We start from the raw sequence: 18,102 nt of genomic DNA, 5'->3' as shown, positions 1-18,102 counted from the left end.
CTCATAAACCCGCCGGGGGATGACTGGCGATGAATGTCGCGATTCTACACGGCTGGCGTCAGGAGGGAATGCCGGGAAGTGTTGATCCAGTACTGACATAAGGTACGGGATGACGATCGGCAGCTATCAGCCCACCTTCAGCGCCAGATGCCGCCGTGTGATCAGTACATTCAAGCCAAGACCCGCGGCACTCAAGGTCAGGAAACACAAGGCAAGCGCCGTGGTCAGGTCGTCGTACGCAAGATTGATCACCACGCTGATCACGCCACCGAACATGAAAATCAGCACGCCGCCCACCGAGGTAGACGTTCCGGCGTTCTGTGGGTAGAGACTCATGGCTTTGGAATTGGCGATAGGTCTGGCAATGGTGGTGCCTGCTGTACAAATCAGCATGGGTATCAGTATCGCGGCAGCAGAGAGGCCGAACTGATCCGCCAACCACAGCATGATCAACCCTGACAACGCGATCAGAATCAGACCGATAGCTATCTGCGTGTTGGCTTGCAGGTGCCGATGCAGGGCGCTGGCGACAATCCCGCCGAACACATAGGCCACGCCATACAGCAATAACGCCCAGGAAAATTCGTACGATGAAAGCGCCAGACGTTCCATGAAAATGATCGGTGAAATGACGATGAACGAAAAATGGCAGGCAAAGGCCAGCGCTGAAATTAGCCAGTAACCCATGAAGCGTAGATCCGAGCACACCCGCCAATAGGCACTGAAAAATCGTCCGTGCGACGCCGTATGACGGTGCGGGTTTTCCTTGAGCAGAAAGCAGGCGTTGAGCCAGACAATGACGGCCAGCGTGATAAACACATAAAAGCTGCCCTGCCAGCCTAGCTGCGATTGCAACCAGGCCCCCAGCAGGGGGGAAATCGATATGAACACCCCGCCGCCCGTCACCATCCAGATTCTGATTCGCTCCTGTTCCTTGCCGACGAACAAATCCTGAACCAGTGCCTGTGACAGCACGAACGATCCGCAACCAACCGCTTGGATCACGCGAAAGAACAGAAACCAGCTGTACTCGCTGGAAGCCAGGCAACCCGTCGCACCGACCACCGCGATTGCGATACCTGCCAGCAGCAGCTTCTTGCGCCCCCACAAATCTGACAACGGTCCGACCAGCACCACGGACAACGCCAGACCCATGGCGAACACGCTGACGGACAGGGCAATCTCGGATGAAGAGGTCTGAAAGTAGTCAGAAAGACCGGGAAAGGACGGGAGCACCACATCAAGGGGGAAGACGCCGAGCAGCGTCATGGTCATCAACAGAATGACCGTGGCTCGGCGGTTTTTGTCACTGACTGCGGATTTTCCTTCATCCATCGACAAGTCCTGCCTTTACGAAGAGCTGCTGGTTACAAGGCAAGTCGAAGAACCCTGCCTTTTCCATTGCCTGAAACGTCGCGCCTGCACCCGATCGGGAGCGCTGAAGGCAGGCTTGCGGGCCGGTCAGGGCACTGAGGATTTCTGCGACGCAATTATCGCCGAGGCCCACGCTGTTCAGGCTTTCCTTCAGCCATCGCTCATCGACCTCAAAGAACATCGGGATGACGTCTACCAGCAACTTCGCGGCGAAAGTGCGTTGGCTGCTGTTCAGGGTCAGCCACAGATAATGAAACACTTCGGAAAAGTAGCGACTGTGTCGGGCCTCGTCGGTGAGGTGGTCCCTGAGCATTTCCTGGACGCTGGACACCAGCCCGTTGCGGCAAACCTCAAGCAGTTCACTGGCGATGATTGTCTCGGATACGAAGCCGACGAGAAACCAGGCGAGCGCCTTATGCCTGTCGGGGGTGTGGTCGATGAGGGCGTTCAGTCGGGTAATGCGGTGCGGCATCACTGGGCGTTGGGTCATGCCGTAGAGGTCGGCTATCTGTTCGGCGAGGCTATTGGAAAACAGGGCGTGATAACCCTCATCGGTATAGAGCTGGAGGGCGGCCGTTTTCATTCGTCGGGGGATGGACGCACCGAGCTCATCGTGGACGATGGTTTCCACGGAGCGGTTGACGATACGATGTTCGAGTCGGGTGGTGTAGTCGAGGAAATACACCAGATGATTGGCCGATAATCGATGGACGATCGCGCTGCCTGCTGCTTCGATTGCCGGGTGGCTCAGGTAGGGCAGGAAGGCCGGCGGGAACCAGTGTCGTGTTTCCAGTTGCCGTTCCAGGTCTGATGGCAATTGATAGCAGTGCTCGCTGGTTCGTACCGAGGCTCGAGTGTTCCAGTCGCCGAGGGTGAAGCGCTGGGCCCAGGCGTCGGGAAGGGAAAGGTCGTCTGTGCGGGGCTCGGTCATTGGTGTGAGCCTCGGCTGCTCAGCAGCGCTTTCAATTCCTTGCACATTGCTTGTCCGTCACTCTGGCCGCAGCCTACAAAAAACAACGGTTGTTCGGCGCTGTCCTCGATCCCCAGCAACGTTTCGACCTGATCGTCGGCCAACGCACCGGTCAGCCAGGTGCTTAATCCAAGTGCGGTGGCCACCAGTTGAAAGGTCTGGGAAATATGACCTGCTTCCACGTAGGCCATTCGGTACGCCCGCGAGTGTTCATATTTCCACCACAGTTTGTCGAAGCGAGCGGTGATGAACAGGCCGACTGGCAGATTGTTGATGAAATGCTGGCCACACAACAACTGCCCCAAGGGCGAGTCAGGCACCGGATTGACGAAGCTCAATGCATGCTCTGTGGGGTGGTAGGCGTAGAGTCCGGGATTCAAGCCGCTGACGTTCTGAACATGAACAAAACCTTCACAGGCATTCAGCCCGCCACCGGATGGACTGCTACGCCGGGCGCCATGACCTTCTGCGATGGTTTCGTCGATATCGTTTTCGCGCTCACGCAGATAGCCAAGGGACAAATACAGAAGAGTGCTCAAATCATCGAGGGAAACCCTTTCACCCGTGAAGGTGCGACAGGTCTTTCGCTCGATCAACGTCTTTACAAGAGCGTTTACCGGGAAGCAGGAAGGTTGAGGCAGGGAAATCCGCTCGCTTGTCGGTCGCTTATTCAGGCTGCTCTCTGGAGCAGGGGTGGCCAAAACTTCGGCGCAATGGTCCAGATAGTGTCTTGACCATTCATTAATATCTTGGGGGACATATTCACAAGGGATGTTCTTGGTGCCGATATGAAATATCTTCGATAGTTCATCCCAGCCCCATTCAATAGGGTCTTGTATTGAAGGTGTTAGTATTTCTGCACTTGCAAATTGATTGTCTATTGTATTGTTTTGGTCAAACCTTCCGGGATTGTCGATAAGGTGTGCGAGACGGGTTGAGTATTCCAGGTTTAATTCGAATTGTTTGTGGTTCTTGTAATCCCAGACTATTTGGCCGGGCGAACGAGGCAGTATGAATATGTAAGGGTTAATCTGCATGTTTGGCAACTCACTCTGGTCCGTACTATAGAAAACGCTGGGTAGCCGGCACTCCCCAGCGTCTCATTTACTTAGCGGGCTTTTGGAGCAACCAGAAAAGACAGGTTGGCGATTTTGTTTGCTTCCAGAGTAATTGCTTTCATGTTTTGAACTCCTTGTAAGTGATAGTGAGTGTCACTCCTTTGTGACAACTTAATCATAGTTTGTAATGAGTTCTTATCAAGGGGATATTTGGTAGGAATGTTCCAGTAATTTTGTCGGATCAATCGTGGGGCTGGATGAATCTTGTAAGTTTTGTCCGCCAAGATAAAAGACAGCGCGAAACGTCCTGCAAGTCAGTAAGGCTGCGGGAGTAGGAAGTTGGAGAAATCAATAACAGATAATAGAACGGGGAGCCGGTTGGCCCCCCGTCAAACCGGCGTAATCAGCTGTTTGGCAGCAGACGGCAGGTGATGCTCTTGATGTAGCGGGTTTCGGCGATGGCTGGGTGAACCGGGTGATCCGGGCCCTGACCGCCGCGCTCCAGGATCTGGATGTTGCGGTCCAAGTGACGGGCGCTGGTCAGCAGGATGTTTTGCAGATCGTCTTCGGGCAGGTGCATCGAGCACGAAGCGCTGACCAGGATGCCGTCCTTGCTGAGCAGGCGCATGGCTTGCTCGTTCAGGCGGCGGTAGGCGCCTTCACCGTTCTTCATGTCTTTCTTGCGTTTGATGAATGCCGGCGGGTCGGCAACGATCACGTCAAAGCGTTCTTCGCTGGCTTTCAGCTCTTTCAGGGCTTCGAACACGTCGCCTTCGATGCAGGTCATTTTGTCGGCAAAACCGTTCAGCGCGGCGTTGCGCTCCACGCCGTCGAGGGCGAAGGCCGACGCGTCGACGCAGAACACTTCACTGGCGCCGAAAGCAGCCGCTTGCACGCCCCAGCCACCGATGTAGCTGTACAGGTCCAGCACGCGTTTGCCTTTGGCATAAGGTGCCAGACGCGCGCGATTCATGCGGTGGTCGTAGAACCAGCCGGTTTTCTGTCCCTGGATGACTGGCGCTTCGAATTTCACGCCGTTTTCTTCCAGCGCGACCCACTCCGGCACCAGGCCGAACACGGTCTCGACGTAGCGATTGAGGCCTTCGGCATCACGTGCAGCAGAGTCGTTCTTGAACAGGATGCCGCTTGGCTTGATCACTTGGGTCAGCGCTGCGATCACGTCTTCTTTATGGGCTTCCATGGTTGCCGAGGCGATCTGTACCACCAGAATGTCGCCAAAACGGTCAACCACCAGGCCTGGCAACAGGTCGGAGTCACCGTAGACCAGGCGATAGAACGGCTTGTCGAACAGACGATCGCGCAGGGACAGGGCAACGTTCAGGCGATGCACCAGCAGCGACTTGTCCAGCGGCAACTTGACGTCGCGCGACAGCAGACGGGCGCAAATCAGGTTGTTCGGGCTCATGGCAACGATGCCCAGCGGCTTGCCGCCGGCAGCTTCGAGGATCGCCTGGTCGCCGGCCTTGAAACCGTGCAAAGGAGTAGCGGCTACATCGATTTCGTTGCTATAGACCCACAAATGGCCATTTCGCAGGCGACGGTCGGCGTTGGCTTTGAGGCGCAGGCTAGGCAGGGACATGACGTCGCTCCGGAAAAAAGAGCGGGAGTATAGCGTGTTGCGCAAGGCCACGGTTTGGCGGATGGACATGCGGTGAGGAACGCCCGGACTTTGATGAAACTTCAGGCGATGTACCGGCCAAGGTGTCGGATCCAACTTTATAAGGGTTAGAATCGCTGCCTGTCCCAGAGTGTGTACTTATGTCCCAAGAGTTGACTTCCGAACAGATTCAACAGTCCCTGCAAGGCATCAGCGTGCCGGCCCAGCCGCAGATCATGGTGGATTTGCAGATGGAGCAGTACATGCCCGATCCGGATCTGGAGGTGATCGCGAAGCTGATCTCCCAGGACCCGGGCCTCTCTGGCGCCTTGTTGAAAATCGTCAATTCGCCGTATTACGGCTTGAGCAACAAGATCGCCTCGATTCAGCGTGCGGTGAATCTGCTGGGCAGCCGTTCGATCATCAACCTGATCAACGCGCAGTCGATCAAGGGCGAGATGAACGACGACACCATCGTCACCTTGAATCGTTTCTGGGACACCGCTCAGGACGTGGCGATGACCTGCCTGACCCTGGCCAAGCGCATCGGCGCCCAGGCCGGCGATGAAGCGTACGCTCTGGGTCTGTTCCATGACTGCGGCGTGCCGCTGATGCTCCAGCGTTTTCCCAACTACATGACCGTTCTCGAAGAGGCCTATGCCAGCGCCAGCGCTGAATGCCGGGTGGTGGACACGGAGAATCGGGTGTTCAATACCAATCACGCGGTGGTGGGTTATTACACCGCCAAATCCTGGCGCCTGCCGGAGCATGTAACCGCCGCCATCGCCAATCACCACAATGCGTTGGCGATCTTCAGCGATGAGTCATTGCGCAACAGCCAGCTGAAAAATCTGCTGGCGATCCTGAAGATGGCCGAGCACATTTGTGCGTCCTACCGGGTGCTGGGCAACCAGACCGAGGACCACGAGTGGAACAGCATCGCGCCTTTGGTTCTCGATTATGTCGGCCTCTCGGACTACGACTTCGAGACCCTCAAACAAACGATTCGCGACCTTGGCACGCACCGCTGAGCGTTGCACAGCCTGATTCGAGAGCACCATGCCGGAACTGCCTGAAGTCGAAACCACTCGCCGCGGAATTGCGCCGCACCTTGAAGGCCAGCGCGTCAGCCGGGTGATCGTGCGTGACCGCCGCTTGCGCTGGCCGATTCCCGAAGACCTCGATGTGCGGCTGTCTGGCCAGCGCATCGTGCTGGTGGAAAGACGCGCGAAGTATCTGCTGATCAATGCCGAAGTCGGCACGCTGATCAGCCATTTAGGCATGTCGGGAAATCTGCGTCTGGTGGAAGTCGGCACGCCAGTGGCCAAGCATGAGCATGTGGACATCGAGCTGGAATCCGGCCTGGCCTTGCGTTACACCGACCCGCGACGGTTTGGTGCGATGCTCTGGAGCCTCGACCCGCTGAACCACGAATTGTTGATTCGCCTGGGGCCGGAGCCGTTGACCGACCTGTTCGACGGTGAGCGCTTGTTCCAGCAGTCCCGCGGTCGATCCATGGCGGTTAAACCGTTCATCATGGACAATGCGGTGGTGGTCGGCGTGGGTAATATCTACGCAACCGAAGCGTTGTTCGCGGCAGGTATCGACCCGCGTCGTGAGGCGAAGAGCATCTCTCGGGCGCGTTATCTGAAATTGGCGATCGAGATCAAACGCATCCTGTCTGCCGCTATTGAACGCGGCGGCACCACGCTGCGCGACTTTATCGGCGGTGATGGTCAGCCGGGTTATTTCCAGCAGGAGCTGTTCGTGTATGGCCGCGGCAGTGAGCCGTGCAAGGTCTGCGGGACGGAGCTGCGGGACGTGAAGCTTGGGCAGCGCGCCAGCGTCTTTTGCCCGCGCTGTCAGAGCTGATACCTTATACGGTCTATAGTCAGTGCTCGCTGCCTAGCCTAAGACGCCCTCACGGGCGCCAAATGAATCAAGCCTTACCGGTAATCACCAGATACTTCGCCATCAACTGCTCTTCAGTCTCTGGATGCGCCTCGTCCAGCGGGATGCAATCCACCGGGCAAACTTGTTGGCACTGAGGTTCGTCGTAGTGACCCACACACTGAGTGCACAGGTTCGGGTCGATCACGTAGATCTCTTCGCCTTGAGAAATGGCGGCGTTCGGGCACTCGGGTTCGCAGACGTCGCAGTTGATGCAATCGTCGGTGATGATCAGGGACATGCTAACTCCAGCCAAGGCGGAAGGCCCGGGCGCAATAAACCAATGCGCACAATTGTGCCGCATTGGCGCCCGCAGTGCACGCGGGCGCGATCAAGGGAAAAGATCGCAGCCTGCGGCAGCTCCTACTTTTTAAAGCGTTCGTTCAGGGCATCCGCCACCGCAGGGTGGACGAACTTGGTGATATCGCCGCCCAGGGCTGCGATTTCACGAACCAGCGTCGAGGAAATGTACGAATAACGCTCGGACGGGGTAAGAAACAGACTTTCCACATCCGGCGCCAGCTGACGGTTCATGTTGGCCAGCTGGAATTCGTATTCGAAGTCCGACACCGCACGCAAACCACGCAGGAACACGTTGGCGTTCTTCTCTTTGGCGAAGTGCGCCAGCAACGTGGAAAAGCCGACGACTTCAACGTTGGGCAGATGTTTAGTGACCTCGCGGGCCAGCGCCACACGCTGTTCCAGGGGAAACAACGGGTTTTTCTTCGGGCTGGCGGCGACAGCGATGATCACATGATCGAACAGGCGCGCGGCGCGTTCGACCAGATCGCCATGGCCCTTGGTAATAGGGTCGAAGGTACCTGGGTACAACACTCGGTTCATCGCGTCGTCCTGGCGGGAGTCCGTTGGGGAGTCGGATGGTATCGCAGCCTTCCCGGTCGGCCAAGTCGCCTTTTGGGTAAGAAAGCACTATAGACGATTGGAATATTCTCCATTTTCATGGGTTTTTCAAACGTTCGGCCAAAGAAGTCGCCAGCTGCGCCGTCAGCCCGTAGACCGACAATTGCGGATTGGCGCCAATGCTGGTGGGGAACAGCGAGCCGTCATGAATCGACAAGTTGCTTATCTGATGATGGCGGCCGAGGCTGTCGGTCACGGCGTTTTTCGGATCTTCACCCATGGCACAACCGCCCATCACATGGGCACTGCCAAGGCGTGTGCGATACAGCTCAAGGCTCAGACCGTCGATCAGCGTGCGCGCTTCGGCCAGGTTTTTTACGTAACGAGCGTCGGCGTGCATGGGCATCACCGCCTTGGCACCACCAGCGAACTGGATCTCGGCCATGCTGTGGAACGCCCGGCGCAACCCGTCCCAGGCATAGGGAGAAACCTGATAGTCGAGCACCGGCGTGCCGTCACCGCGCAACTCGACGCTACCGCCCGGGCTGTCCGGGTGGAAACCGTCCCGCAGCAACGCCAACATAGCGTGGGTATGGGGCAGGTTTTCCATGTGCCGGGCGTTTTCCTTACCGAAGCCACCGAGCAGCGTGGTCGCCAGCGCCGGGTGCAGCGGCGGCACTTCCAGTTTGTAAGACATTTTTCCGGTGGTGCCGTCCTGCCATTGGAAATGGTCGGAATAGATCGACTGTGGCGCGCCATAGAACGGGTTGATCACCTCGTCGAACAGCCCGGCCGACATGTTCACCAGGTGTAGAAAAGTCCTTTTCCCCAGCCGTTTGTGCGGATCGGGCGCCTCGGAGCGCATGAGCAGCGCCGGGCTGTTGATCCCGCCGCCAGCCAGCACGTAATGCCGGGCCTTGACCGTGATTGTCTTGCCCATGGGAGCGACGCAACGGTCATCCATCGCTACGCATTGCAGGCCCATGACCTTGTCGCCGCTGATCAAGAGCTTTTCGGCGCGAGCCAGATAAAGCAGCTCACCGCCTTTTTCCAGGGTCGCCGGGATAGTCGTCACCAGCATCGATTGCTTGGCGTTGGTCGGGCAACCCATGCCGCAGTAGCCGAGGTTCCAGCAGCCACGCACGTTGCGCGGGATCACATGCCAGGCGTAACCAAGTTTTTCGCAGCCTTTGCGGATCACGTCGTTGTTGGCGTTGGGTGGGATCATCCAGGGAGCGACGCCCAGGCGTTGTTCCATCTTCTCGAACCACGGCGCCATCTCGGCCGGCGTGTGGCCTTTGACGTCGTGTTCTTTGGCCCAGTGGTCGAGGGTCGGGTCCGGCGTGCGAAAGCTTGAGGTCCAGTTGATCAGCGTGGTGCCGCCCACCGCCCGACCCTGGAGGATGGTGATCGCGCCGTCCTTGCTCATGCGGCCGATGCCTTCCTGGTAGAGGCTGGTGTAGGCCAGGTCTTCGAGCAGCTTGAAGTCGCTGCTGGTCTTGAGTGGCCCTTCCTCGATTAGCAACACCTTGTAGCCCGCGGCGCTAAGAATTTCGGCGGTGGTCCCGCCGCCAGCGCCGCTGCCGATAATCACCACGTCCGCTTCGAGGGTCAGGTCCTGGGTCAGTTGCGAACCGTTATAGGTTTTCCAGCCACGGGCCAGGCCTTCGCGGAACGGATCGGGTACGGGCATGTTCAGGTTCTCTTCTTATTTTTGATTCTGTGGGAGCCGAGCTTGCTCGCGATAGGGTCAACTCGGTCTTATACCGTAGGCGGTCCGGGATACCCGCAATGCGCCCACGACTCCGCCCGGCTGTACCACGCCATCATCACCAGCTGCTGCAGCGAGCTGTGGCCCATGCGCAGCAAACTTAACGCGCTGTTTTCCCAGCGATCCAGAAAGTGCCGAATCTCGTCAGCACTGGCGTTTTCCCAGCTGCCCCAGATCCCAGTCAGTGGTCCTCGAGTCACGGCCATTCCCAGTACATCGAATAACTGCTGGGTCAGCTTGAGCATTTCCGGCGACAGGTGATTCAGACTGTAATCCAGACAGTGCAGGGTGCCATCGACGGCCGTCGGCATTTTCTCGACGGCCACGGCGCCGTCGAGCATCACCGGAATCAGTGCCCGCAGAAACAGCAAGTCACCGCTGCGCAGAATCGCGAAACCACTGGCCGGAATGCTCGACGAGCAGCCGCTGAGGCTCGCTCCCAAACCGGCGGTGGCGAGAAAGGCGCTGGCACCCAGGCTGAATTTAAGCAAGCCGCGCCGTGACAGCGCGGGTGTATCGGACAGACTTGGGCTCATTATTGTTATTACCCGGTGGTGGCGATCGTTAGCGGATAAATAGCTTCTGAATCAGCTTCTGAATGGATTTGCCGTACGGCGGGTAGATCAATTTCGCCGCATTGAACCGCTGTTTGATCAGCACACCTTTGGCTTTGCTGAAGGTCAGGAAACCTTCGTGGCCGTGGTAGTGGCCCATGCCCGAGGCGCCGATACCGCCGAATGGCATGTCGTCCTGAGCGACGTGCAGCAGGGTGTCGTTCAGGCACACGCCGCCGGAATGGGTTTCGTGAAGTACGCGGTTTTGCTCACGCTTGTCGTAGCCGAAGTAATACAGGGCCAGCGGACGAGGTCGTTGGTTGATGTAGGCAAAGGCTTGATCCAGGTCCTTGTACGGAACGATCGGCAACAGCGGGCCGAATATTTCGTCCTGCATCACCATCATGTCGTTGCTGACATTGAGCAGCAGGCTGTGGCTCATGCGGCGCCCCTGTCCCTGGTCGAACAGAGGAATCAGCAGCGCCCCCTTGCTGGTGGCGTCGCTGATGTAGCCGTTGAGGCGCGCCAATTGTCGGTCATTGATGATCGCTGTGTAGTCCGGGTTGTCGGTCAGGGTCGGATAAAAACCGCGAACCGCCTGACGATAGGCCTCGATGAACGCACCGACGCGATCTTCCGGCACCAGGACATAGTCCGGGGCCACGCAGGTCTGCCCGGCGTTGAGCGTCTTGCCGAAGGCGATGCGTTCGGCAGCGTCCTTGAGCGGCACGTCGCGAGACACGATGGCCGGGGATTTGCCGCCGAGTTCGAGGGTCACAGGAGTCAGGTTCTCGGCCGCCGCACGCATTACGTGTTTGCCAACGCTGGTGGCGCCGGTGAACAGCAGGTGATCGAAGCGCAGTTTTGAGAACGCTACACCGATATCGGCTTCGCCCAGCACCACGCAGACCAGGTCTTGCGGGAAGATTCGGCCCAGCAATTCTTTGAGCAACAAACCGAAGACCGGGGTCGACTCACTGAGTTTGAGCATCACCCGATTGCCTGCCGACAACGCGCCTACCAATGGCCCAATGGCCAGATACAGTGGATAGTTCCACGGCACGATCACCCCGACCACACCCAAAGGTTGATAAACGACTTTGGCTGCCGCGGGTTGAAAAGCAATCCCGACCTTGCGCTTCGACGCCTTCATCCAGCCTTTGAGGTGCTGGTTGGCGTAGTGAATGCCATGCAGGCTGGGCATCAGTTCGGCGAGCAGGGTTTCATCGGCGCTGCGATGACTGAAATCCTGGCTGATGGCATCGATCAGTACCTGACGCTCATTGCTCAACAGATCTCGCAGGGCTTTTAGCCATTGCTGGCGCTGGGCAGCGGGCGGCATCGGGTTGGCTGCATACGCCGTGCGTTGGGCGTCGAACAGGGTCTGGAGCTCTTCCAGAGGCTGCTGGAGGTTCTGCAGGTAGGCGATGTCAGCAGTCATGGTCGGCTCCGGTTTTATTGTAATAAGGGACTTTTTAGAGTCCATGCTCTAGAAAGTCAAATGACATCCTGGTGCAGCGTTGTTTTATCCACTCCCCGTTAGGTCGTAAGATGCCCGTCAACGCACTCTGAATTAAAGCCCAAGCTATGGCACCTCGGATCAAAACCAGCGAGCGCATCGTGCAGAACAGCCTGGAGCTGTTCAATCAGCAGGGTGAGCGAAGCATCAGCACCAACCACATTGCTGCCCACATGGAAATTTCCCCGGGGAACCTGTACTACCACTTCCCCAACAAGCAGGCGATCATCGCCGTGCTGTTCAGTGAGTACGAAAGCCTGGTGGACAGCTTCCTGCGCCCGCCCCAGGGTCGCGCCGCCACGGTTGACGACAAGCGCGTCTACCTTCAGGAGTTGCTGGCCGCCATGTGGCGCTACCGGTTTTTGCACCGCGATCTGGAGCATCTGCTCGACAGCGATCCGGAGCTGGCTGCCCGATATCGGCGTTTTTCCCAACGCTGTCTGATCCATGGCACGCACATCTACGCGGGCTTCGTCGAGGCCGGCATCCTGCAAATGGACAAGGTTCAGATTGAATCCCTGACGCTCAATGCCTGGATCATCCTGACGTCCTGGGTGCGTTTTCTGTGCACCACGCGTGAAAACTCCAATCACCTGAGCGAACAGGCGATTAAACGAGGCGTGTATCAGGTGCTGGTGCTTGAGGCGGGGTTTGTCACGGATCAGTCTCGCGCCGCGGTGAATGCGCTGTTCGATGAGTTTTACGTGCCGCTGGCCCAAGCGTTGGAAGAAGTGAAGTAGGATCAAACATCGCCAAAATCACAGGAGTCCGTTATGCCCATTGCGCAACTGATCAGCCCACAAGCGTTGGACCTGAAAAAGGATCAGCCGGGGTTGGTGATTCTGGATTGTCGTTTTGCCCTCGAAGACCCGGATTACGGTCAGCGCAGTTATGCCGAAGGGCATATCGCCGGGTCGCGCTTTACCGATCTTGAGCGTGATTTGAGCGGGACCGTGGTCAAGGGTGTGACCGGGCGCCATCCGTTGCCAGAACCTGAAGACGTGATCGAACGTCTGCAAGCCTGGGGCATCAACGCCGACAGCGATGTGATTTTGTACGACGACGGTCCCGGTGCCTACGCGGCGCGGGCCTGGTGGTTGCTGGCCTGGCTGGGTAAACGTGACGGCGTGTTCATTCTCGATGGCGGGCTCAAGGCCTGGCACGCGGCCGGTTTGCCCCTGAGTCTTGATGCGCCGGAGATTGAACGTGGCACCTTCACTGGAACGCCGGACAATGCGCTGATCTTGAGCGCCGAACAGCTCCAGCAACGTCTCGGCCAGCCCGCGCTGACCTTGCTCGATGCTCGCGCCTTGCCGCGCTTCAAAGGCGAAGTCGAGCCGATCGATCCGATTGCCGGGCACATCCCCGGCGCGCAATGTGCGGCGTTCACTGACAACCTGGGCAGCGACGGGCGTTTTCTGCCGGCGGATCAGCTCAAGCAGCGTTTTGCAGCGAAACTCGGTCATCGTTCGCCGACCGATCTGGTCGCGTACTGCGGTTCTGGCGTGACGGCGTGTCACAACCTGTTTGCGTTGTGTCTGGCCGGGTATCCGTTGGGATCTTTGTATGCCGGTTCATGGAGCGAGTGGATCAATGATCCCGCGCATGGCATCGCCATCGGCGAGTAATCCCCCATCTAAATGTGGAAGCGGGCTTGCTCGCAACCCATTACTCGCGACCTGCGGCGGTCAGCCACTGCGGGATGCGTCGTTCCAGGTAGTAACCCGGTTGCCTGAACGAGCCATCGACGAAGCCGACATGCCCACCCTTGGGCTGTAGTTCGAATTGAGTGCAGGCGGACAATTCCTCGGCTTGCGGCAGGCTATGAGGAAAGACAAACGGGTCATCGGCCGCTTGAATGATCAGGGTTGGCGTACGAATCTCGCCTAGGAAATAACGACTCGAGGCGCGGCGATAGTAATCCTCGGCATCGGCAAAACCATTCAGCGGCGCCGTGACCCGGCCATCGAAATCCCAGAACGTGCGCATGTTCTCTAGCGAGCCCAGCGCAGCCAATGTCGCCAGTCCATCCTCGCGCCCGTCATGCTGGAACTGTCGCTGCTTGTTCTTGATGTAGGCCAGCATCTCGCGCATGAAATGCGCCTGATAGACCTTGGAGAAACCCTGGCCGATCCGGTCGGCGCATTGATCGAGACGAAACGGCACCGACACCGCCACCGCACCGACCACGCCGCTGTCACTGCCGGATTCGCCCAAGTGCTTGAGCAAGACATTGCCGCCCAGGGAATAGCCGATCGCATACAGTGGCGCCAGAGGGCGTTTGGCCCGCAGGTGTTTGATGGTTTCGGCCAGGTCTTCGCTGGCGCCGGAGTGGTAGCTGCGCGGCAACAGATTCGGCTCGCCTGAGCAGCCGCGCCAGTTCAGCGCGACGCTGGCCCAGCCTTGGGCACCCAATGCTTTCTGCACCCCGGCCACGTAAGGCGAATTTGAAGAGCCGGTCAGGCCGTGCAACACCAGCACCAGTGGCGCATCGGCGCTGTGCGGGCCGTGCCAGTCGAGATCGAGAAAGTCACCGTCCTCAAGCCACAGGCGTTCGCGTTGGCGCTCGATATGCGTGGTTTTGCGCCACAGCGGTCCCCACAAGGTTTGCAAGTGCGGATTGCCGAGGCCGAAGGCGGGGGTGAAGCGTTCTGGAGGATGGGACACGTTTATTCTCGATGCAGCGGTGCGAGCCTCGCTCGAGGCGCGCACCTTTTTCAGGCCGGTCGATTAACCGGCGATCTCTGCCATACGTTGCCACAACGCGTAGTAAACCCGCCCGGATTTCTGCTCCCGGTGCAGGCGCCAGTTGCCTGGCAGGCCGAGTATCGAGGGTGCGTTCTCGCTTTCAGTGTAGATCCAGGCCTCGTTGGCCAGCCATTGACGCTCTTCAAGCAGCGTGCAGACGGTCGGCAACAGGTTCTGGTTGAACGGCGGGTCGAGGAACACTACGTCGTACGCGGTCGCTGTCTGGGTTTCCAGGTAGCGCAAAGCATCGGCGGTCTGAATCTGGCCGGTGGTGCAGCGCAGCGTGCCCAGATGCTCCTTGATGCTGGCGACTGCGATGTTGCTAGCGTCCAGCGCCTGACCCATGGCCGCGCCACGGGACAACGCCTCGAGGAACAACGCGCCGCTGCCGGCGAACGGATCAAACACTTTGGCCCCGGCAACGTACGGCGCGAGCCAGTTGAACAGGGTTTCACGCACCCGGTCCGGGGTCGGGCGCAAGCCTGGTGCATCAGGGAAGCTCAGCTTTCGGCTGCCCCATTCACCGCCGATGATGCGCAGTTGGTTCACACCGTTGTGCACGTTGTGAACGGGTTTTTTAGGACGAGTGGCCATTAATGCTCCGGAACCCCGAGCGGTTGCTCGGCAGGTTTATCAGTTGGGGCCGGTAACGGCTTTTGCGGCACGGTCGGGCCAGCGCTGACGATGACCATTTTGTCCGTGCTCAAGTGTTTGTTCAGTGCGGTTTTGACCTGTTCGACCGTCAGGCTCTGGGACTCACGCATAAAGTCATCCAGATAATTCAGCGGCAGATTGTAGAAACCCATGGCGCCGAGCTGACCAACGATATCGGCGTTGCTGGCAGTGGACAGCGGGAAGCTGCCGGCCAATTCACGCTTGGCGTCATCGAGCTCTTTCACGGTCGGGCCGGTTTTCAGGTAGTCGGCGAGCACGTCTTGCACCAGTTTCAGCGTGCCTTCGCTCATCTCGGCGCGAGTTTGCAGGTTGATCATGAACGGGCCGCGCGCCTGCATCGGGCTGAAACCCGAATACACGCCGTAAGCCAGGCCACGCTTCTCGCGCACTTCGCTCATCAGCCGGGTGCCAAAGCCACCGCCGCCGAGTATCTGGTTGCCCATGGACAGTGCCGCGTAGTCCGGGTCGTCACGATCGATACCCAGTTGCGCGAGCATCAGGTTGGTCTGCTTGGATGGGAACTCGATGTGGCCGATGCTGGCTTTCGGTTCCTCCGGTTGCGCGATTTTCGCCAGCTCAGGACCTTTTGGCAGCGTGCTGGAGACTTGTGCAGCAATCGCTTCGGCCTCGGCGCGAGACAGGTCGCCCACCAGCGCAATCACCACGTTGCCCGCCGCATAGGCCTTCTCATGAAACGCGCGCAGTTGCGCCACGGTTATTGCCGGAACGGTTTTCGCCGTGCCATCGCTGGAATGCGCGTACGGGTGATCGCCGTACAGACGGTTCATCAGCTCCAGGCTCGCCAGTTTGCCCGGGTTCTGCTTCTGGTATTCGAAACCGGCGAGCATCTGGTTCTTGATGCGCGCAAAGGAATCGGCAGGGAAGGTCGGTTTGCCGACGACTTCAGAGAACAACTTCAGGGCCGGTTCGCGTTTGTCCGCGGCGCTGAGGCTGCGCAGGGAAGCCAGTGCCATGTCTTTAAACGCGCCGTTGCCAAAGTCTGCGCCCAGGCCTTCGAAGCCCTGAGCGATGGCACCAACATCTTTGCCGGCTACACCTTCGTTGAGCATGGCATTGGTCAGCACGGAGAGACCGGGTGCGTTGCCGTCCTGGCTGCTGCCGGCGGCGAAGATCAGGCGCATGTCGAACATCGGCAGCTCCCGGGCTTCAACGAACAGCACCTTGGCGCCTTCGGCGGTTTTCCAGGTCTGCACGTCCAGGGTGCGGTGGCTTGGTGCCTTGCCGTCGAGTTCTGCCAGCGATTGCAGCTTCTGGCTGGCCTTGGCCTTGTCGAGGGCTTCGCTGGCCTTGGATTCGTCGGTCTTCGAGAAGTAAAAAGCTGCAGACCCGATCACTGCGACAGCGATCAGGCCAATCAGGGCCAAGCGCGGTTTTTTACGCTCACTCATGAGTCGTCTCCTCTGGCAATACATGGGCGACGCTGAGACGTTCGCGGGTGAAATACAGCTTGGCGGCGTTCTGGATGTCTTGCGGGGTCACGCTTTCCAGGTCGGAGAGTTCGGTGTCCATCAGCTTCCACGACAGGCCAACCGTTTCCAATTGGCCAATGGCGGTGGCCTGGCTGGTGATCGAGTCACGCTCGTAGACCAGGCCTGCGATGACCTGTGCGCGGACGCGTTCCAGCTCTTCAGCGGACGGCGCGGTGGTTTTCAGCTGTTCAAGCAGCGTCCACAAACCCGCTTCGGCCTGGGCCATGGTTTTCTTTTTCTGGGTATTGGGCGTTGCCGACAAGGTAAACAGGCTGTCGCCACGGGTATAGGCGTCGTAGCTCGACGAACCGCCGGACACCAGCTCTTCGCCGCGCTCCAGTTGCGTTGGGATGCGTCCGCTGTAGCCACCGTCGAGCAGGGCCGAGATCAGGCGCAAGGCGTTGACCGAGCGTTTGTCTTCGGCGGTGGCGATGCTTGGCACGTTGAATCCCAGCATCAGGCTTGGCAGTTGGGTCTTCACGTGCAGGGTGATCTGCCGCTCGCCGGGTTCGGCCAGTTCCAGCGGGATTTTCGCCGGTGGCACATCACGTTTGGCGATCGGGCCGAAGTAGCGCTGGGCCAGGGTTTTGACCTCGTCCGGAGTCACGTCGCCGACCACCACCAGCGTGGCGTTGTTCGGCACGTACCAGGATTGGTACCAGTGGCGCAGCTCCTCGACTTTCATGCGATCGAGGTCAGCCATCCAGCCGATGGTCGGCGTGTGGTAACCGCTGGCCGGGTAGGCCATAGCCTTGAAGCGTTCGTAGGCCTTGGACATTGGCTTGTCGTCGGTGCGCAGGCGACGTTCTTCTTTAATGACTTCGATCTCGCGGGCAAACTCGTCGGCCGGCAGACGCAGGCTGGCCATGCGGTCGGCTTCCAGCTCGAAGGCCACGCCCAGACGGTCACGGGCCAGCACCTGGTAATAAGCGGTGAAGTCGTCGCTGGTGAACGCGTTCTCTTCGGCGCCGAGGTCGCGCAGGATCAGCGAGGCTTCGCCGGGGCCGACTTTCTCGCTGCCCTTGAACATCATGTGTTCCAGGGCGTGGGACAAACCGGTCTGCCCCGGGGTCTCGTAGCTTGAGCCGACCTTATACCAGACTTGGGAAACCACCACCGGTGCTCGGTGGTCTTCGCGCACAACGACCTTCAGGCCGTTATCGAGGGTGAATTCGTGAGTGGGTTGTGGATCGGCAGCCAGGGCCGAGAGGGGCAGACAAACTGTGCTGAGCAGAAGGCCTGCAGCGCGGCGGGCTAAAGCATTCATTCGTTTTTTAACCTGTTGAGCTACCCGCTTGGTCTTAGCGTCGGCGGGCGAGAGGGTGCTAGGATACTGGTCCGTTTTACTGGCGGCCACGCCTATCAGGCCTTTGATCGGTCAGCAGGTTGTTTGGGTTTACGGCTAAAGATTTGAGTTTGTCAGCTAAACTCTGCGTTTTCGCCGACGATGCCGTTCCAGTCCTTCGTATTAGTCAACCTTTGAGGTGCTGTTTGCACCTCGACAAAATGTTGCG

The 18,102-nt window shown here is 58.8% G+C and carries 17 protein-coding genes; 4 read left to right on the top strand and 13 right to left on the bottom strand.

Going from position 1 to position 18,102, the window contains the following annotated elements; all coding sequences use genetic code 11:
• Positions 1-126: 126 nt before the first annotated feature.
• The 4 genes from ACYZTU_RS27485 to ACYZTU_RS27470 form a co-directional block, all read right to left on the bottom strand.
• On the bottom strand, positions 127-1,335 hold the full coding sequence (locus tag ACYZTU_RS27485) for an MFS transporter (protein ID WP_461966935.1): 1,209 nt from the start codon (positions 1,333-1,335) through the stop codon (positions 127-129).
• Positions 1,328-2,305 carry a diiron oxygenase gene (locus ACYZTU_RS27480; protein ID WP_461966933.1) on the bottom strand — a complete coding sequence of 326 codons (978 nt, stop codon included), beginning with the start codon at positions 2,303-2,305 and terminating at the stop codon, positions 1,328-1,330. The genes ACYZTU_RS27485 and ACYZTU_RS27480 overlap by 8 nt, the downstream gene beginning before the upstream one ends.
• A complete protein-coding gene (locus tag ACYZTU_RS27475; RefSeq protein WP_461966932.1) occupies positions 2,302-3,381 on the bottom strand; it encodes a SagB family peptide dehydrogenase in 1,080 nt (359 codons plus the stop codon). Before ACYZTU_RS27475 ends, ACYZTU_RS27480 begins: the two co-directional genes overlap by 4 nt.
• A 424-nt stretch (positions 3,382-3,805) precedes the next feature.
• Complete coding sequence (locus ACYZTU_RS27470) at positions 3,806-5,002, bottom strand: class I SAM-dependent rRNA methyltransferase (protein ID WP_461966931.1); 1,197 nt, start codon at positions 5,000-5,002, stop codon at positions 3,806-3,808.
• 233 nt (positions 5,003-5,235) lie between these two features.
• Between ACYZTU_RS27470 and ACYZTU_RS27465 the strand changes: the two genes are divergently transcribed.
• Positions 5,236-6,051, top strand: a complete 816-nt coding sequence (locus tag ACYZTU_RS27465; RefSeq protein ID WP_449645803.1) for an HDOD domain-containing protein — start codon at positions 5,236-5,238, stop codon at positions 6,049-6,051.
• A 28-nt stretch (positions 6,052-6,079) separates the two neighbouring features.
• Complete coding sequence (gene mutM / locus ACYZTU_RS27460) at positions 6,080-6,892, top strand: bifunctional DNA-formamidopyrimidine glycosylase/DNA-(apurinic or apyrimidinic site) lyase (RefSeq protein WP_461966929.1); 813 nt, start codon at positions 6,080-6,082, stop codon at positions 6,890-6,892.
• A gap of 67 nt (positions 6,893-6,959) precedes the next feature.
• Here mutM and ACYZTU_RS27455 read toward each other — a convergent pair whose 3' ends face one another.
• From ACYZTU_RS27455 to ACYZTU_RS27435, 5 genes are all read right to left on the bottom strand, one after another.
• Positions 6,960-7,211, bottom strand: a complete 252-nt coding sequence (locus tag ACYZTU_RS27455) for a YfhL family 4Fe-4S dicluster ferredoxin (protein WP_449645762.1) — start codon at positions 7,209-7,211, stop codon at positions 6,960-6,962.
• A 122-nt stretch (positions 7,212-7,333) separates the two neighbouring features.
• Positions 7,334-7,813 carry a pantetheine-phosphate adenylyltransferase gene (gene coaD / locus ACYZTU_RS27450; protein WP_008150570.1) on the bottom strand — a complete coding sequence of 160 codons (480 nt, stop codon included), beginning with the start codon at positions 7,811-7,813 and terminating at the stop codon, positions 7,334-7,336.
• Between the two features lie 115 nt (positions 7,814-7,928).
• Positions 7,929-9,524, bottom strand: coding sequence for a GMC family oxidoreductase (locus ACYZTU_RS27445; protein WP_461966927.1), 1,596 nt, complete (start codon positions 9,522-9,524; stop codon positions 7,929-7,931).
• A 68-nt stretch (positions 9,525-9,592) separates the two neighbouring features.
• Positions 9,593-10,138 (bottom strand): twin-arginine translocation pathway signal protein, encoded by a 546-nt coding sequence (locus tag ACYZTU_RS27440; RefSeq protein WP_461966925.1) that lies wholly within the window; start codon positions 10,136-10,138, stop codon positions 9,593-9,595.
• A gap of 28 nt (positions 10,139-10,166) precedes the next feature.
• Positions 10,167-11,597 (bottom strand): coniferyl aldehyde dehydrogenase, encoded by a 1,431-nt coding sequence (locus ACYZTU_RS27435; RefSeq protein ID WP_461966923.1) that lies wholly within the window; start codon positions 11,595-11,597, stop codon positions 10,167-10,169.
• A gap of 146 nt (positions 11,598-11,743) precedes the next feature.
• Between ACYZTU_RS27435 and ACYZTU_RS27430 the strand changes: the two genes are divergently transcribed.
• Positions 11,744-12,415: a TetR/AcrR family transcriptional regulator gene (locus tag ACYZTU_RS27430; RefSeq protein WP_283189338.1), complete on the top strand. Its 672-nt coding sequence runs from the start codon at positions 11,744-11,746 to the stop codon at positions 12,413-12,415.
• A gap of 33 nt (positions 12,416-12,448) precedes the next feature.
• On the top strand, positions 12,449-13,303 hold the full coding sequence (locus ACYZTU_RS27425; RefSeq protein ID WP_461966921.1) for a sulfurtransferase: 855 nt from the start codon (positions 12,449-12,451) through the stop codon (positions 13,301-13,303).
• Between the two features lie 40 nt (positions 13,304-13,343).
• On the opposite strand, the gene ACYZTU_RS27420 is transcribed toward ACYZTU_RS27425, so the two are convergent.
• From ACYZTU_RS27420 to ACYZTU_RS27405, 4 genes are all read right to left on the bottom strand, one after another.
• Positions 13,344-14,342, bottom strand: coding sequence for a hydrolase (locus ACYZTU_RS27420; protein WP_461966919.1), 999 nt, complete (start codon positions 14,340-14,342; stop codon positions 13,344-13,346).
• Between the two features lie 63 nt (positions 14,343-14,405).
• Positions 14,406-15,017 (bottom strand): 16S rRNA (guanine(966)-N(2))-methyltransferase RsmD, encoded by a 612-nt coding sequence (gene rsmD, locus ACYZTU_RS27415; RefSeq protein WP_282383173.1) that lies wholly within the window; start codon positions 15,015-15,017, stop codon positions 14,406-14,408.
• Positions 15,017-16,507 (bottom strand): M16 family metallopeptidase, encoded by a 1,491-nt coding sequence (locus tag ACYZTU_RS27410; RefSeq protein ID WP_461966917.1) that lies wholly within the window; start codon positions 16,505-16,507, stop codon positions 15,017-15,019. Before ACYZTU_RS27410 ends, rsmD begins: the two co-directional genes overlap by 1 nt.
• Positions 16,500-17,855: a M16 family metallopeptidase gene (locus tag ACYZTU_RS27405; RefSeq protein WP_461966915.1), complete on the bottom strand. Its 1,356-nt coding sequence runs from the start codon at positions 17,853-17,855 to the stop codon at positions 16,500-16,502. Before ACYZTU_RS27405 ends, ACYZTU_RS27410 begins: the two co-directional genes overlap by 8 nt.
• Positions 17,856-18,102: the final 247 nt, after the last annotated feature.

This window comes from Pseudomonas sp. HLT2-19-2 (assembly GCF_054898005.1).
This window is presented reverse-complemented; position numbering and strand designations above follow the sequence as displayed.

Coding starts and splice junctions, on each gene's coding strand:
- ACYZTU_RS27435 (WP_461966923.1), bottom strand. CDS start 11,597: ATGACTGCTGACATCGCCTACCTGCAGAACCTCCAGCAGCCTCTGGAA.
- ACYZTU_RS27445 (WP_461966927.1), bottom strand. CDS start 9,524: ATGCCCGTACCCGATCCGTTCCGCGAAGGCCTGGCCCGTGGCTGGAAA.
- ACYZTU_RS27440 (WP_461966925.1), bottom strand. CDS start 10,138: ATGAGCCCAAGTCTGTCCGATACACCCGCGCTGTCACGGCGCGGCTTG.
- ACYZTU_RS27480 (WP_461966933.1), bottom strand. CDS start 2,305: ATGACCGAGCCCCGCACAGACGACCTTTCCCTTCCCGACGCCTGGGCC.
- ACYZTU_RS27475 (WP_461966932.1), bottom strand. CDS start 3,381: ATGCAGATTAACCCTTACATATTCATACTGCCTCGTTCGCCCGGCCAA.
- ACYZTU_RS27485 (WP_461966935.1), bottom strand. CDS start 1,335: ATGGATGAAGGAAAATCCGCAGTCAGTGACAAAAACCGCCGAGCCACG.
- ACYZTU_RS27455 (WP_449645762.1), bottom strand. CDS start 7,211: ATGTCCCTGATCATCACCGACGATTGCATCAACTGCGACGTCTGCGAA.
- ACYZTU_RS27405 (WP_461966915.1), bottom strand. CDS start 17,855: ATGAATGCTTTAGCCCGCCGCGCTGCAGGCCTTCTGCTCAGCACAGTT.
- ACYZTU_RS27410 (WP_461966917.1), bottom strand. CDS start 16,507: ATGAGTGAGCGTAAAAAACCGCGCTTGGCCCTGATTGGCCTGATCGCT.
- ACYZTU_RS27430 (WP_283189338.1), top strand. CDS start 11,744: ATGGCACCTCGGATCAAAACCAGCGAGCGCATCGTGCAGAACAGCCTG.
- mutM (WP_461966929.1), top strand. CDS start 6,080: ATGCCGGAACTGCCTGAAGTCGAAACCACTCGCCGCGGAATTGCGCCG.
- ACYZTU_RS27425 (WP_461966921.1), top strand. CDS start 12,449: ATGCCCATTGCGCAACTGATCAGCCCACAAGCGTTGGACCTGAAAAAG.
- ACYZTU_RS27470 (WP_461966931.1), bottom strand. CDS start 5,002: ATGTCCCTGCCTAGCCTGCGCCTCAAAGCCAACGCCGACCGTCGCCTG.
- coaD (WP_008150570.1), bottom strand. CDS start 7,813: ATGAACCGAGTGTTGTACCCAGGTACCTTCGACCCTATTACCAAGGGC.
- rsmD (WP_282383173.1), bottom strand. CDS start 15,017: ATGGCCACTCGTCCTAAAAAACCCGTTCACAACGTGCACAACGGTGTG.